The organism is Chryseobacterium sp. VD8, from assembly GCF_037149975.1.
Classification (GTDB): domain Bacteria; phylum Bacteroidota; class Bacteroidia; order Flavobacteriales; family Weeksellaceae; genus Chryseobacterium; species Chryseobacterium indicum.
The window spans coordinates 1-15,651 of sequence record NZ_JBBCQL010000021.1 but is presented as its reverse complement, the minus strand read 5'-3'; the positions used below and the strand labels follow the sequence as shown (position 1 = coordinate 15,651).

Genomic DNA, 15,651 nt, shown 5'->3' with positions numbered 1-15,651 from the left:
TTGAAATAAAAAATGTTACAATTTTTATTTATCAGACATCCGGATTAAAAAGATAAATAAGCGTCCAAAATGTCATGTTCATCGGCATATTATCAAATTATGGCTGTGTTACGACAAAGAAGTTGCTGTTTGGAGTAAAAGTGTAAGTCTGATTTGTTGATCCTCCAAGTGTTATATTGATTTCCGGATAGTAAGTGCTGCCGTTCGTTAAGTACGCTGCAAAAATATAAGTTCCTGTAATTGTTGTTCCGGATGCATTAATAGACTGTGATGATCCTGAAACACCATTTATATCAAAACTAATAACGGGCGTAGCTCCTGTACCGGTTCTTGTGAAATTATAAGCAATGGAAAATACACGCACTCCGTCACCTTTTGCTGTAAACTTTCCTGTGGCAGTATCAAATTCGCTTAAATTGTCTGCAACTTTTCCTCCAAAAGTTTTATTGTTTAAAGTAATCTGCGTGGTAGAAGAAGTTCCGGCAGTAATAACGAAACTCTGTGTTCCTGTATTGGTCGCAGATGCACCCGATTTATCCACTGTAGTAGGTTCCCACTGTGAAGTTGTCCCGTTGTATTTCAGGTATTGTTTATCCGTAGGTACAGCTGTACTTACATTGGTTCCCTGCAATTGGCTGGCATTCCATAAAGGGGCTGTATTATTTACCGTAACCGAAGTGTTTGCTCCGTTTACAACAGCATTTGTTCCGTTGGTAATTGTAACCGGAGCTGTAGCTGTTGAAGAACTTGTACCTGTGTTAAGATTATTTCTGGTTAAGGCTATTGTGGTTGTTCCTATAGAGGCACTTACTGTGATGGGAGCTGTTGCAGATAAACTCGTAACACCAGTATTGGATAATGTTCCGGAAGATAATCCCAATCCTGAACCCAGTGTAATATCATTCAACTGTCCGTTGGTGTCGGTTCCTAAAATTTTTGCTGCAGTACTTGCTGTAGTGTTAGACACTCTTGCAGTACCTACCACGTCTAATTTTGCAGCAGGCGCAGTAGTACCAATCCCTACATTAGTATCTATTCCGGAATTCACACCTGTGATTCCTCCCAAAATTAAACTGTTGCTTTGTGTTACAGAAGCCTGATAACCTATTGCCGTTGCATTGGTTAAGCCATTGCTTATTGCCGTGGAAGCACCAATCCCTGTATTTCCAGTACCCGTGGTCATGCTCCCTAAAGAAGATTGCCCAATAGCTGTATTGTTTGTTCCCGCCGCTGCACCTCCAAAACCTAAAACAGATAAAGAGTTTTGTCCTACAGCCACATTTTGACTGCCTGTAATATTATTATTTAATGCAGTATCCCCAAGTGCTACATTGTTATTTCCCGTTGTATTATTATATAAAGTATTTGAACCAACTGCCATATTTCTGGCGCCTGTATTGTTTGCTAAAGCAAAAGCCCCTATCGCTGTATTATCAACTGTTGTAACTGTATTTAAAGACATCGCACGAGAACCAAATACTGTATTTCTTGTTCCTGTTGTTATTCCGGTACCTGCGTATGATCCAAACAAAGTGTTGTCGTCGCCTGTTGTAATGGAAGATCCCGCATTGTAACCAAAGGTTGTTCTGTGATCAAAACCAGTAGTAGCTGTTAATAGCGTTGGAGTATATTGGATATATCCTGACAATATATTATTTACTTTAAACACTAGGTTTTGTGCATCGGTAGTACCTAGAAAATTCGTGCCGGGTGTAGTTCCAGCATTACCTGCCAAAGACCAAAAATTTCCGTTGTTTACCGTTCCATTGGGTATTTTTACCCAAACCTTATTGCTATCGAAATAATAATATCCTTCTGATGTTACGTTTATTGTTTTTGTTGTAGTAGGGTTTGCTGCCGCTGTTGCATACACCAAAGTTCCTATTTGTGGTGTATCGTACAAAGCGTCTTTTGCTTTCAATTCATTTCCCGTAAGACGTGGAGCAAGAATTCCATCCGCAGCATTGGTGTCTGTTGGATTTCCTGTAACATCCAGTGTTGCATTGGGTGACGGAGTATTAATCCCAATCTTTCCAAGAGAAGTCTGTGCATTAGCTACAATTCCTGTCATAGATAATACTAATACGAGTACAATTTTTCTATTCATGTTTTTTTATGATTTTTCTTTTTTGACCGAAATAATTCAATGAAGATTTAATTAAATCAACATACAGAGTGATGGTATGTCCTGAGATAAATCGTGTGCAAAATTATAGCTTAAGAGTCTCAGAAATAAACAAATGATTCGATAAATTACGATTTTGCACAGTAAATACAAGCAATTAAAAACATGATAATCAATATGTTAAATTTTAAAACCTGTTTTTATATTGTATTCATATTTCAGGAATAAAAAAGAGATTAAAATTCTTCAGTATTCAACAAAATTATAATTAGTGGAATGCATGTTTTTCAGGAATTAATCTTTTTAAAGAAATTTGCGCGATATAAAAATCTACCTTTTCTGCATCACCACCCATTATTAAAATAAGCCTCCCTCATTTCGATCCTTCTTTATTATTTTAGGAAAAAACACAAATTATGGCATATAAGAATATTCATATAGGATCTCTTTTAAAAGAAAGAGTAGAAGAAAGCAATTTGGATATGACAAGAATTACAAGATTTTTTAAATGCAGTGAAGAAGAAATTTTAAATCAGTTTGAAAAAAACGATATCTATTGTGAAGATCTGCTGAAATGGTCTAAATTATTAGAGTATGATTTTTTCAGGATCTATACACAGCATCTAATATTGCATGCTCCTCAGAGAAATGTAAATTACAATAAAGTTCCTGCCAAAAAGTCTTCCTTACCGCAGTTCCGGAAAAATATCTATACCAAAGAAATTATTGAATTTATTCTGGAAAAGATCAACAAGGGAAAAATGTCTAAAAATGAAGTAATGGAACAATATAACATTCCTAAAACAACATTATATAAATGGATATCTAAACATGAGAAAAGTCTCATCAAAAAAAATGATCCTCCATCAATCTAAAAAAATGGAAAATAAAAAGACGGAAAATATAACCCGGTCTCAGCTGAAAGGGAAAAGCAAACAGGAAATCATTCATATTTTAGGAGAAAAGAACGCAGAATATTCTGAAGAAGATCTGTGGATTTATGTGGAAAGAAAAAAAATAATGAAGAAAGTTCTTTATGTTTATTTTGAAAATGAAAAGGTAAGTTTTACAGTAGAAAGATATTATTATTGGTATGAAAGAATTAAAAAAACCGAATTATAAAAGAATTTACAATGATCTGTTGTCAGAAAAATATCCCGAAAAAAAAGAAAAATGCACAAAGCTTCTTTCCAAAAAACACCTGTCTTTTGTAGACATTATAAGACTGAATGAGCTTATATTCGGTAAGAGCAATGAAGCTTTTAATCAGCAATACCGTTCCTACGACAAAAAAACAATATCTGAGATTCTTGAATATCAAAAAAAGAACAACCTTAACAATACCCAGCTTGCGAGTCATTTTAAAATGAGCAGAAATACCGTTACAAAATGGAAAAAAATAAAGGAAATAAATTTCATCCGATAAAAAATAAAAAAAACACTTCATATATAACAGCGTCCTGATTTGTTTACCAATAATTTTGAAACAGCAGGACACATTAATTCAACCTAAAAGTTGCAATTAAAAACAAAAGAGGACTGATCTATTTCAGCCCTCTTTTAATTTGCACCTTATTATAATTTCTTAGCATCACACTATAAATTGATAATTATATTTTTATTTTTTTCCAGTTCACTCTGATAGACAATAAATTAAAAGCTAAATCTTTGTGAAATAAATAAAATAAATTTATGACAAAGAAAAAAGTAAAACTTTATGTAGAACAAAGAATACAAAAACTTATAAAGGAAAATAATTTAAAAAAAAGACAAAAAGCAATTACTTTCTCAAGAGTTTTAAAAATTATATGGGAATCTATACAAATTTGCAAATTATTATTTCCTTCTTTTTATGAAAAAGAAGAAAAAATAATTATGGAATATTGCAATGAGAGATTAAAAATAGCTTACAGTTACATTATAACCTTAAACAAATAAAGTAGGTTCTGAATATAGTGAAGAATCTTAATTATTTGATTTTTAGAGATTCTTCGCTGCTCTCAGAATGACAAAAGTCAAATAGTTTGACTTTTGAGACAACCTATTTGACTTTACTTCAAACGATAAGAACTTCCGTCCCAAACGTAAGTTTTAGAAGTTTTTTTCTTCTTTTCACGGTCTTTTTCATCCTTTTCCATTTCTTCCATTTTAAAGATGAAAGTATTGGGAATTCCGCCTTTGTCATTCGGGAAGACAAATTCTTCAGAATGGTAATAAACATCGGCATCACCAACACTCATTAACTGAGGTAAAGTAATCAGCTTTTTATTTCTAAACAAAATATATTGGTCATAACTTGGAATTCCACAGGCTTCGCCCGAAACAGTGGTCTTTAAAGTCAGTTCAACGTTTTTAAGCTTATGATTACTTTCCGTTGCAAAACTTCCGTAGCTTAAACTTTCTCCCGAACCTGTTTCAAAAGAAACCTCATCAATCAGCGTATTTCCTTCCATAACTTTTACAGAAGCGTAATTCTGCTGAACAGTTGCGTTAAAGCTGGGATCTTTCTTCGCTAATGTTTTGGTGAGACCGAAAAGAAAATCGTAGCCGTTCTTATTTCTGTATCCTACACAAAGATTTCCGCCCCAAACATAACCTTCGGAAGTTGTATCCCCTTTCTGGTAAGAAATTTTATACCAGTTCGCTCTTCTTTCGCCTAATTTCAGGATCGTTTCGTCTTTTTTAACAATTAAAATCTGCTGATTGCTCTGAAGAGAATCCAAAACCGGAGAACTGACATTCGGAGACTGTCTGATTCTCGTCCAGTCTGTGAATATTTTCTGTGTTTTATTTTCTTCAAAATCAAAAACTCCGTTTGCATATGCGTAATCATCTTCCTGCGCAGAGAAAATCTGAACAACGAATACAAACAGAATGGTGAAAAAAGTTTTCATAAGATTTGGCTGAAACTGAGATTGAGATTGAGGTTTAGGCTAAGTGAAAAATGTGATTATTTATTTTCAAGCAGCAAGCTTACCCATTCTTCTCTCTGAAGTTTTTTTGTAAGCGTTAAACCGTTTTCCTTACACACTTCAAGAATATCATCCACATCAAAGAAACACAATCCTGAAAGCAGTAATTTCCCACCTTCATTTAGTACAGAAACATACGTCGGAATGTCTGAAATTAAAATATTTCTGTTGATGTTTGCCAAAATAATATCGTAATGTTCTTTGCCTAAATTTTCCGCAGTTCCCAGCTCAATATCCAGTTCCACATTATTTCTTACTGCATTTTCTTTGGAGTTTTCCACCGACCATTCATCAATATCAATCGCTTTGGTTTCTCCGGCTCCGATCTGTTTTGCATAAATTGCCAGAACCGATGTTCCACAACCCATATCCAGCACTTTTTTACCGTTAAAATCAATATCCATCATCTGTTGGATCATCAGATGCGTTGTCGGATGATGCCCTGTTCCGAAAGACATTTTAGGCTGAATAACAATTTCGTGCATCCCCGGAACAGATTCATGGAACTCTGCTCTGATCAGTACTTTATCATCAATATTAATCGGCTCGAAGTTCTTTTCCCATTCTTCATTCCAGTTAATGTTTGGCATTTCTTTAAAAGTATATTCAATTTTTACCTCATCATTCTGAAAAAGCGGCAACGTTTTCAGCTCTTCTTCATTAAATAAATCTTTCTGAATATATCCTAAAATACCGTTGATTTCTTCCGTAAAACTGTCGAAACCTATCTCAATAAGTTCTGCCATTAATATTTCGTTCCACGGCTGAAGCGGTGTGATTTTGAAATCGAATTCTAAATAATTTTGCATGTGAATAATTTGTTGCAAAAATAAAACTACTTTTTCGATTTATTGGAATATTGCTGGTTTTGTTTTTTAATACTATGATTTTGTTTTTAACGCAATACACGCAAAGGTTTATTTGAAATTATTGAGAATATTCTTCGTTCGTAAGGGCGTTTCACTCAGCGTAGGCGACACGCTTACTTTGTCATGCTGACGAAGAGAGAATCTATCTTTTTTTATTTATTGAATATTACTGGTTTCGTTTTTAACGCGATTAGTTGTGTTTTTAACGCAAAGTCCGCGAAGATTTTTTTTAAAACTTACTGGATATTTTTAAGTTCGCTAAGGCGTTTCACTTAAACAAGCACACAGAGAAATTTTTATTACACTCTATTTATTTTTAAGCTTATCCTTCAGTTTGCCTGCAAAATTCTTAATTCTTCTTAACTGCTTACATGTTCTTAATGGTTTCTTTTTAAACGCAATAGGCGCAAAGGTTTATTGAAATTATTGAAAACATTTTTCGTTCGCTAAGGCGTTTCACTCAGCGAAGGTGATACGCTTACTTTGTCATTCTGACGAAGGAAGAATCTATCTTTTCTATTTCTGGAATATTGCTGTTCTTATTTTTAACGCGATTAGTTTTGTTTTTAACGCAAAGTCCGCGAAGATTTTTTTTAAAACTTACTGGATATTTTTAAGTTCACAAAGGCGTTTCACTTAAATAAGCACGCAAAGACTTTTTTATTACATCTAATTATTTTTAAGCGTATTCTGCAAATTCTTAATTCTTCTTAACTGCTTAAATGTTCTTAATGGTTTCTTTTTAGACGCAATAAGGCACAAAGTTTCTTTGAAATTATTGAAAACATTCTTCGTTCTCTAAGGCGTTTCACTCAGCAAAGGCAACACGGTTAATTTGTCATTCTGACGAAGGAAGAATCTCTATTTTTTATTTCTGGAATATTGCTGTTCTTGTTTTTAAAGTGATTAGTTTTATTTTTAACGCAAAGTCCGCGAAGATTTTCTTTTAAAAACTTACTGCATATTTTTAAGTTCACAAAGGCGTTTCACTTAAATAAGCACGCAAAGCATTTTTTTAACTTATCCTTCAGTTTGCCTACAAATTCTTAATTCTTCTTAACTGCTTAAATGTTCTTAATGGTTTCTTTTTTAAACGCAATAGGCGCAAAGGATTAATTTGAAATTATTGAGAATATTTTTCGTTCGCAAGGGCGTTTCACTCAGCAAAGAAAACACGTTTACTTTGTCATTCTGACGAAGGAAGAATCTCTACTTCTGACGGAAGAAAAATCTGTCGTTTATTGATTAGAGATTCTTCACTCTCACTTCGTTCCCGTTCAGAATGACAGATTTCCCGCAGAAAAAAAGCGAACCGAAGTCCACTTTTACAATTGTTTTATATCTTGAGTCCGAAAAAAATCCAGAACTCAAAACTTTAAACTTTAAATCAATTAAGGATTGGTAGAGAAAATAGAACCGTTTGCGATCAACGCTCTTCTGTTCATTTTTAAAATGTCTCTTACCCACTCTGCAAAGTCTTCCGGCTGAAGAACTTTATCAGGATTTCCGTCTGTTAAACCTCCCTGAATCGACATATCTGAAGCAATGGTGCTCGGTGTTAAGGTAATCACACGAATATTCTGTTTTCTCCATTCTGCCATCATTGATTGTGATAAAGAAATTACCGCTGCTTTTGAGGCTGCATAAGCCGACATATTCGGCCCGCCTTTCAGACCTGCTGTAGACGCAACATTTACAATATCCCCCTCTCCTTTTTCTTTCATGAAAGGATAAACTGCTTTTGCTGCATAATATACTCCGAAAAGATTGGTTTTAATCACCTGTTCCCAGGTTTCGGAAGGCATTTCTTCGATAGAACCGAAATCTCCGATCCCTGCGTTGTTAATTAAAATATCAACACCTCCCAATTGCTCGGCAATAGACTCGATTCCTGCTTTCACATGGATTTCATTATCAATACTGAAAACTGCGTAAGCCGATTTTACTCCCAGTTTCTGGATTTCATCGACTACCATTTTAAGGTTTTCTTCATTTCTTCCCGTGATGGCTACATTTACTCCTTCACTTGCCAAAGCTAAAGCCACAGCTTTTCCCAATCCTCTTCCGCCTCCTGTAACGATGGCATTTTTTCCGTTTATATCCATTTTTAAAGAATTTTTTATTCGTTGATGCAAATTTACGAAACATTAGCCGAGCTAAAAATCCGTATTATGATTAATTTATAAATAACCGCTTATGTTTAAAGCAAAACCGACTCCAAAATAGAGCCGGTTTCTTTGAAAGTATAGTAATAAATGAAAATTAAGGAATAATAATCTGGTTCTGAACGTCAAATTCTTCTGTGGCAGAGAACTGGTTTCCATACATATCCGTTGCTCTTACCTCAACTTTATGCTTTCCTAAAGAAAGTTTTTTCGGGAAATCTCCAGTCCAGATGTGTTTTGAAGATTCCGGATTGGAAGGTCTTCTTCCGGGGAAAATATTCTGCGTAGTGTCCCACTTGAAAACCGACATTGCAAAACTCGGATCTACGGTTTCGTCATATTGCATTTCTTCCCATTTTTCGCCGTCTATTCTGTATTCTACTTTGTCTTTTTTGCTTCCTATGAAGAAGTTTGCCAAAACTTTAGCAGAAGTTTTTGAAGGGAAAGGAACTACTTTCGGAACATATAAATTGATCTGATAATCTTCCGGCTTTCCGGCAGTTTTATATTTTACTTTATATTCGTTATCGTTAAAACTGATGAAAGAATATCCTTTTGCTGTTCCGTCTCTCATCGTGGAAGTAGGCAATCCCAAATCATCAGAAGTTCCGGACCACCAATCGCCGCAGGTTGTTCCTACATTGTATTCATGAAGATCTTTTGAACCGTTCCATCCTGCTTTTTTCCCGTAAAAAAGCTGCTGCTGAACGTGAGTGTGCGCCGAAAGCAACAAAGCGTTTTTAAACGGAGCAAGGTTATCAAATAATTTCTGGCGGTCTGCGTTTCTGAAGTTGTCTTCATTTTTATGCTCAAGAGGAATATGGAAAGAAACAACGATCAGTTTATTTTTATCCACCAGTTTCAGATCGTTTTCGATAAACTGCATCTGATCTTCACGGAAACCTCCCCAATATCCTTTTCCGTCGCGCGGATCGGGGTATAAAATATCATCCAAAATAATAAAATGTACATTTCCGTAATTGAAGGAATAATTTGCAGGTCCAAAATTGGATTCAAACGTCTCATCGGAAAGCATATCTTCTTTTGCTTCGTAGTTCATGTCATGATTTCCCATCACGTTATACCAAGGAAGCCCGATTTCTTTCATCACGTCTGCGTAAGGTTTTTGCAGGCTTAAATTATCTCCTACCAAATCTCCGAGACTGATTCCTAACACCGCATTTTTCTTCGTGCTTTTTACTTCATTTACAATGGCTCTTCTAAAGTAATCCAATTGTTTTTCCGTGTAAGGCTGCGGATCTCCGAAAACCAGAATATCAAAATTTTTGCTTTCATTCTGTTTATTTAAGGCAAAATTAATTTCTTTCGGAAGTTCGCCTGTAGGTGCAGAGCCTTTGTATTTAAAATCTGCGGGAGAACCTTTTGGCTTGTACTGATAATAATACTGAGGAAGATTATTTGCATTTAAAGGAGTCATATAACCAGAAGGTTTGATGACAAAAATGGTCTGTCCGTCCTGAACAGGAAGACTGTATCTTCCGTTTTTATCGGTTAACACAACCTGAGCTCCGTTGGAAACCGCCACTCCTTCGATTCCTTTTTCTTTGTTTTCCTTCTTCTGATCTTTGTTGCTGTCTTCGTACACATATCCCGAAACAGAAGCTTGTGAAAATGCCATTGCTGAAATTAAAAGACAAGGCATTAAAAATTTTATGTTCATTGTATTGATATTTACATTTAAGTTTTGGCTGAAGCCAATCTGATTATTTTTCTGAAAATCGGGCTAAAGCCCGATCCTGCGGATAAGTTTATGGTTTATTCCACCACATTTTAACATTGATATTGTCTCCACCCATTGCCTGAACTGCTGCATTGTAATTAGCAGTGTTCATCACTTTGGTCTGGGTAGGATACATAAATCTTACCGGCATCTGTCCGTTGTTCTGAAGCCCGCCGTTGTTCGGTAAAACCGGGAATCCTGTTCTTCTGTATTCGTACCATTGCTGATGGTCTACAAAAAACAGAGAAATGTATTTCTGAAGCATAATTCTTTCGAAAGTTCCGTTGTAAGCCACATTAGTATTCGTAAAATAATTGGCTGGAACGGTTGCTCCCCATTGTTCAATAATCGATTTTACCCCGTTTTCATAATAAGTCTGGGTATTTCCTGTAATAATTCCTTTGAAAGAAAGCTCTGCAAGGATAAACTGAACCTCAGAATACGTCATGATTAAATCTTTCAACGGCGCTTTTGCCAGATTCTGATTGAAATTCGAAGGCTGATAATTGAAAGCACTTCCCAAAGCATATCCTGAAGGAGCGCCTTTGTAACCGATGTTCGCATTCGTTGCCAGATCTTTTGCCTGTGTGAAGAACATGCTCATTCTCGGATCATTATTGTTTTTCATGGCATTCACAAAAAATTCTCCTGCTGCTCGGTATGCTGTAAAATCCTGCGGTCTTGCGATCGGCGGAAGATAGGGTGAAATTCCTGAAATGGTTAATAAAGCGCTGTCTGTATTGTTCTGGAAAATAGGATATGTGGCAGGATTGCTTACAATTTCCTGAATTCTTTCATGAACATTTACTTCTCCGTTTCTTTTCAGAATTCTCGTTAATAATCTTAATGACAAAGAATTACAGAACTTTTTCCAGTTAACGATTCCCGTCACATTATTATTGGCATTATAGAAAAGATCGGTTTCCGTTAATGTTTTGGTGGTATCGAATAAACTGTTTGCTGTTTTAAGATCATTTAAAAGCTGAATATAAATATCTTTCTGGCTGTCGTATTTCGGGGTAATGATTCCCTGATCGATCTTTACGGCTTCAGAAAAAGGCACATCTCCGAAAGCATCCGTAAGATTGGAGTAGATCCACGCATTCAAGACCATGGAAATCGCCAGATAATTGTTGTTCTGCTCTTTTTTGGCAAAAGTTCTCAGGTCATTTACCTGCTTCAGCCATTTGTAAGAGGTGTTCCAAACTCCGTTTCCGCTTCCTTCCGTCATGTAATATCTGCTGTACGTATTTCCTTCATTCGGAAAATCCAGACCGATCTGCATGATATCGAAAGTAAAATCATTGGCTCTGCTGTAACCGTAGTTTGCCATTTCGTACTGAATGGGCGCCAGAAGACTTCCTACAGACGGATTGAGAATTTTACTGGTATCTGTATTGATTTCTTCAAAATTTCTGTCACAAGAATTGAAAATAAAAAGTGAAGCAACCAAAGCTATGTTGATGAATAATTTTTTCATTTTTTAAAGATTTAAAATTTAAGATTTAACTGAAATCCAACGGTTCTGGCGGTTGGAAGCTGTCCCATTTCCACTCCGGGAGTAATGGTTGCGTTATCTAAAGTGGCTACTTCAGGATCGAACATCGGGAACTTCGTCCACATCCAGAGATTTTTTCCGAAAATAGCTAAGGTAAGATCCTGCAGTCCTAAAGATTTTATGGTTTCTTTCGGGAAAGAATAGGCGATTCTTGCATCTCGCAGTTTGATAAAATCTGTGCTGAATGTATTCGTTTCCACGTTAGCTCTTCTGTAGTATTCTGCATAATAAGCAGACACGGTAACCGCTTTTGTATTCGGGCTGTAAGAACCGTCCGGATTCTGTACAACTCCTTCTCCTACGATCATTCCGTTCGGATTATCTCTTCCCGGAAGTGTAGATTTCAGTTTTCCCTGTTCCGACATTTTGTGATGCGACTGCGAATACGCAACACCACCGTACTGACCATCGAACGAGAAGCTTACGGTAAAATTTTTAATTTTAAAATCATTCTGTAGACCGGCTCTCCATTTCGGGAATGCATTTCCTACTTTTTCTATTTCTGCAGGTCTTAAAGGCAATCCTGCGTTGTCATAAACAACCTGTCCCTGACTGTTTTTTACCAGTTTGAAACCATACATATCTCCTAAAGAACCTCCGACAACGGCTTTATAAAAAACGACTCCTCCCACGGTTGAAATAATTCCGTCGAAACCTTCCGACGTGGTAAGTACTCTGTTTTCGTTGGCAGACCAGTTGGCTCCGATCATCCATGAGAAGCTTTTGGTTTTAAAAGGTGTTGTATTTAAAGATAATTCCATACCTCTGTTTCGGATTTTTCCTGCGTTGATGATTCTTTGGGAATAACCGCTTTCATAAGGAAGGGAAACCGGAATGATCTGGTTTTCACTCATGTTCTGATACAGTGTGAAATTAAAATTCAATCTGTTCTTTAATACGCTGAAATCCATCCCCGCTTCTACGTTGGCATTTTTTTCAGGCTTAAGATTAGGATTGTTGAAGATATTTCTCGCCACCACACTTCCAGTGATGGAACTGGTATCATAATAAGTATCTAACTGGTAAGGAGAGCCGTCGATTCCTACTTTTGCCCACGAAGCTCTCAGTTTCCAGTAATTGAAACGGTCGCTTTTCAATTTAAAAATTTCTGAAAGAATGAAACTCGTGCTTACGGAAGGATAAAAGAATGATCTGTTGGATTTCGGAAGCGTGGAACTCCAGTCGTTTCTTCCGGTAACATCAACGAAGAATTTATTGTCGTATCCTAATGTAACCAAACCGTAAACACTGTTTACCTGCTCGTCTCCCGGCTTCGGATATTTTACATCAATTCCAAGCGCATTGGTAAGATTATATTCTCCGGCAATTTTCAATCCGTTTGCCTGATAATCATTCATCACATACTGATTGTAACGGATGCTTCCTCCGGCTGATGCGGAGATATTGAATTTATTAAAGTTCTGTTTGTACGAAAATAAAACATCGTTGTTGTATTCGTGATTTTTGATGTACTGTTCTCTGTAGAATCCTTTTGCATAATTGGCGGAACTCCACGGACGCTTCGTTGTTCTTTTTTCGTTCAGCACTTCCAGTCCGGATCTCAGCATCAGGCTGAAATTTTTATTGAACTGATAATCTGCCGTAATGTTTCCGAAAATCGTTTTTTTATCCACTCCGTTCAGCATTTCGTAAGCGATGAGATAAGGATTGTCGATAAACGTACTGAAAGGATGAATCTGATCGATCTGAACCTGTCCCGGTTTCCAGATGGGTTGATACCATGCAAGATCCACATTCGGATTCTGGAAGATCATGAAATAGGAAATCGACTGGTTGTTGTATCCCGTTGCCGGAAGATTGTCACTTGATGTTTTATTGAAAGTAAATTTGGTGGATACTTTTAATTTTTTGGTTAACTGATGCGCGAACGACAAAGCAAAATTCAGTCGGTCAAAACCTGTATTCGGCATCATCCATTCGTTATTAAGATAGGTAAGCGATGTTCTGAAATTGGTTTTATCATTGGAACTTTCCACCGAAAGACTGTTGGAATATGTAGAACCTGTTCTCCAGAATCCTTTGATGTTGTCTTCATAAGCTCTCCAAAGCTGTCTTTCCTTGCTCTGTCCACCAACAGTAGGATCATACTGAAAATAATACTGTCCTGCGAATTTCGGTCCGAAAGCACTGCTTGTTCCTCCCGTACTTACACCGTCTGCCGAAGCGCCGTAAGAATAATAAAATTGTCCTGCTGTATTTTTAGCCAAAGTTCCCTGTCCATATTCGTATTGCCAATCCGGCCATTTCAGAACGGTATCATAACTTGAGTAGGAATTGAAAGTAACCTGAATTTTTCCGTTTTTGCTTTTTCCTGATTTTGTAGTGATCATCAAAGCTCCGTTCGCAGCACGGGATCCGTATAATGCGGCTGCAGAAGCTCCTTTCAGAACAGTTACCGATTCAATATCATCGGGATTGATGCTGTTCAGTCCGTTTCCTAAATCAATCGGAACATCACCTCCTGAACCCGCTCCATAAGCCGGAGTTCCGGTTCCTGTGGTGGAATTTCCCAAGGGAATTCCATCTACAACAATTAATGCGTAATTATTATCCAATACCATCGACTTTTCACCTCTTAAAGTAATTCTGGAACTGGCAAGCGGTCCCGCTCCTGCCGTCTGAACTTTCAGTCCGGCAACTTTTCCTTCCATAGACTGAGCCCAGTTGTTGTTCTGAGTTTCTTCGAAAGTGCCGGAATTTACTTTTTCGGCAACATAACCTAAAGATTTGTCCTGTCTTTTAATCCCCAAAGCGGTTACCACCACTTCGTCAATATTTTTAATGGTATCTTTTTTAGCCTTTTGCTGAGCCGCCAGATTTACACTGACAAGTCCTAGTAATGATAAAATGAGTACTTTTTGTGTCTCTTTACGCATATCCTTTTTGTTTGTGCAAAACTAAAACGATATTATGAGTAAGATTTTAATACTATTTTAACATTTATTAAAGAATTATTAAACGCCATATTAACTAAAACTTAACAATATATCATACAAAACTGGTTAATAACAGGTTAAAAGAATGAATAATTTTTAATATTTTCAGGCTAATTTATTTCCTTAATTTTATTGTCTTTTCCTGAGTAAATAAGGGATACCACAAAGTTGTCCGAATTTTAAAGGAAACTTTTAAAACAAAAAAAGTCCGCCTCAAAAGAGACAGACTTTCTGTATAAAGATAACATGATCTTATTTTTTAAGCTGGTCCGGAATATTGGTAGTGATGAAACCAATTCCCTGCTTTTTTAATTCATCGGCAATGGCAACGTCATTCACCGTCCATGCATTGGTGATCAGTCCCAAAGCTTTTGCATCTGCAATCCATGTAGGATTTTTCTGAAAAATGCTGTAATGGTAATCGATTCCGTCCAAACCTTCGTCCTTGATCTGCTGCGGAGAAAGTTCTCCTTTCAAATACTGAACTTTAAAAGTGGGTTCCAGCCTTTTAATTTCCTTACAGATATTTAAGCTAAAAGAAATGAAATCGCATTGTGCTCCAAGCTTCATCTCCTTAATCATTTTGATGGTTTTTGCCGTTAATTCATCCTCTTTTTCCTTGGTTTTGTCAGGCTTTATTTCAACCACCAGTTTTAGCGATTTATCTTTCTTCCCTTGTTTTAAATAGTCTTTCAGCGTGGGAAAATCTTCACCGTTGGATAATTTTACTTTCTCCAGTTCTTTAAAATCGGTTTCGGAAATTTCCATCTTTGCATGATGTTCGTCGTGGTTTACCACCAAAACTCCGTCTTTCGTCATTCTCACATCGAATTCAGATCCGTAAATCTTTAAATTCTGCGCATTTTCCAATGATTTCAGAGAATTTTCCGTTGTCGGCGGCTGCGTCTGCCAATAACCTCTGTGCGCTACAATCTGGGTTTGTGCCTTCATTCCAACTGTGCTTAAAACTGCTAACCCTAAGATAAAATTTTTCATAATATAATTTGAATAGTATTCGAAAGTCTTTCAACTTTCAGATAAAGGTATATAAATTTATTTAAGTGAATCGTCAATTGTACGTCCTTCGCTGTCAATGATCAATCATTTAATATTAACAATTGACTTGCAAAGCAAAATTGATCATTCATATTTTTTCACATTAAACTTGTCTAAACTTTTTTACCGCAAAAGATGCAAAAGATTGTAACACTTTAGTTATTTAAGTTGAATACTTAAATGTAAAAAAGAGCACATAAGCTAAGAA

12 protein-coding genes are annotated in these 15,651 nt (G+C 36.3%); 4 read left to right on the top strand and 8 right to left on the bottom strand.

The window, feature by feature from the left end:
* Positions 1-97: 97 nt before the first annotated feature.
* Positions 98-2,107 carry a beta strand repeat-containing protein gene (locus WFK35_RS04175; protein WP_336731499.1) on the bottom strand — a complete coding sequence of 670 codons (2,010 nt, stop codon included), beginning with the start codon at positions 2,105-2,107 and terminating at the stop codon, positions 98-100.
* 434 nt (positions 2,108-2,541) lie between these two features.
* Here WFK35_RS04175 and WFK35_RS04170 point away from each other — a divergent pair, with 434 nt between their 5' ends.
* The 4 genes from WFK35_RS04170 to WFK35_RS04155 all read left to right on the top strand — a co-directional run bounded on the left by WFK35_RS04170 (position 2,542) and on the right by WFK35_RS04155 (position 4,063).
* The gene (locus WFK35_RS04170) at positions 2,542-3,000 is read left to right on the top strand and encodes a transposase (RefSeq protein ID WP_336731498.1); all 459 of its coding nucleotides are present in this window, start codon (positions 2,542-2,544) and stop codon (positions 2,998-3,000) included.
* A gap of 4 nt (positions 3,001-3,004) precedes the next feature.
* On the top strand, positions 3,005-3,247 hold the full coding sequence (locus WFK35_RS04165) for a hypothetical protein (RefSeq protein ID WP_336731497.1): 243 nt from the start codon (positions 3,005-3,007) through the stop codon (positions 3,245-3,247).
* Positions 3,219-3,551, top strand: a complete 333-nt coding sequence (locus tag WFK35_RS04160) for a helix-turn-helix domain-containing protein (RefSeq protein WP_336731496.1) — start codon at positions 3,219-3,221, stop codon at positions 3,549-3,551. Before WFK35_RS04165 ends, WFK35_RS04160 begins: the two co-directional genes overlap by 29 nt.
* A gap of 266 nt (positions 3,552-3,817) precedes the next feature.
* Complete coding sequence (locus tag WFK35_RS04155; protein ID WP_214588851.1) at positions 3,818-4,063, top strand: hypothetical protein; 246 nt, start codon at positions 3,818-3,820, stop codon at positions 4,061-4,063.
* 113 nt (positions 4,064-4,176) lie between these two features.
* Here the strand turns inward: WFK35_RS04155 and WFK35_RS04150 are convergent, their stop codons facing one another.
* The 7 genes from WFK35_RS04150 to WFK35_RS04120 all read right to left on the bottom strand — a co-directional run bounded on the left by WFK35_RS04150 (position 4,177) and on the right by WFK35_RS04120 (position 15,383).
* Positions 4,177-5,019 carry an SH3 domain-containing protein gene (locus WFK35_RS04150; protein WP_336731495.1) on the bottom strand — a complete coding sequence of 281 codons (843 nt, stop codon included), beginning with the start codon at positions 5,017-5,019 and terminating at the stop codon, positions 4,177-4,179.
* 56 nt (positions 5,020-5,075) lie between these two features.
* A complete protein-coding gene (prmA, locus tag WFK35_RS04145) occupies positions 5,076-5,906 on the bottom strand; it encodes a 50S ribosomal protein L11 methyltransferase (protein WP_336731494.1) in 831 nt (276 codons plus the stop codon).
* Between the two features lie 1,451 nt (positions 5,907-7,357).
* The gene (locus WFK35_RS04140) at positions 7,358-8,071 is read right to left on the bottom strand and encodes a 3-ketoacyl-ACP reductase (RefSeq protein ID WP_336731493.1); all 714 of its coding nucleotides are present in this window, start codon (positions 8,069-8,071) and stop codon (positions 7,358-7,360) included.
* 157 nt (positions 8,072-8,228) lie between these two features.
* Positions 8,229-9,812 (bottom strand): calcineurin-like phosphoesterase family protein, encoded by a 1,584-nt coding sequence (locus WFK35_RS04135; protein WP_336731492.1) that lies wholly within the window; start codon positions 9,810-9,812, stop codon positions 8,229-8,231.
* An 88-nt stretch (positions 9,813-9,900) separates the two neighbouring features.
* A complete protein-coding gene (locus WFK35_RS04130; RefSeq protein WP_336731490.1) occupies positions 9,901-11,352 on the bottom strand; it encodes a SusD/RagB family nutrient-binding outer membrane lipoprotein in 1,452 nt (483 codons plus the stop codon).
* Positions 11,353-11,363: 11 nt separating this feature from the next.
* Positions 11,364-14,327: a SusC/RagA family TonB-linked outer membrane protein gene (locus WFK35_RS04125; RefSeq protein ID WP_336731489.1), complete on the bottom strand. Its 2,964-nt coding sequence runs from the start codon at positions 14,325-14,327 to the stop codon at positions 11,364-11,366.
* Between the two features lie 312 nt (positions 14,328-14,639).
* Complete coding sequence (locus WFK35_RS04120) at positions 14,640-15,383, bottom strand: glycerophosphodiester phosphodiesterase family protein (protein WP_336690112.1); 744 nt, start codon at positions 15,381-15,383, stop codon at positions 14,640-14,642.
* Positions 15,384-15,651: the final 268 nt, after the last annotated feature.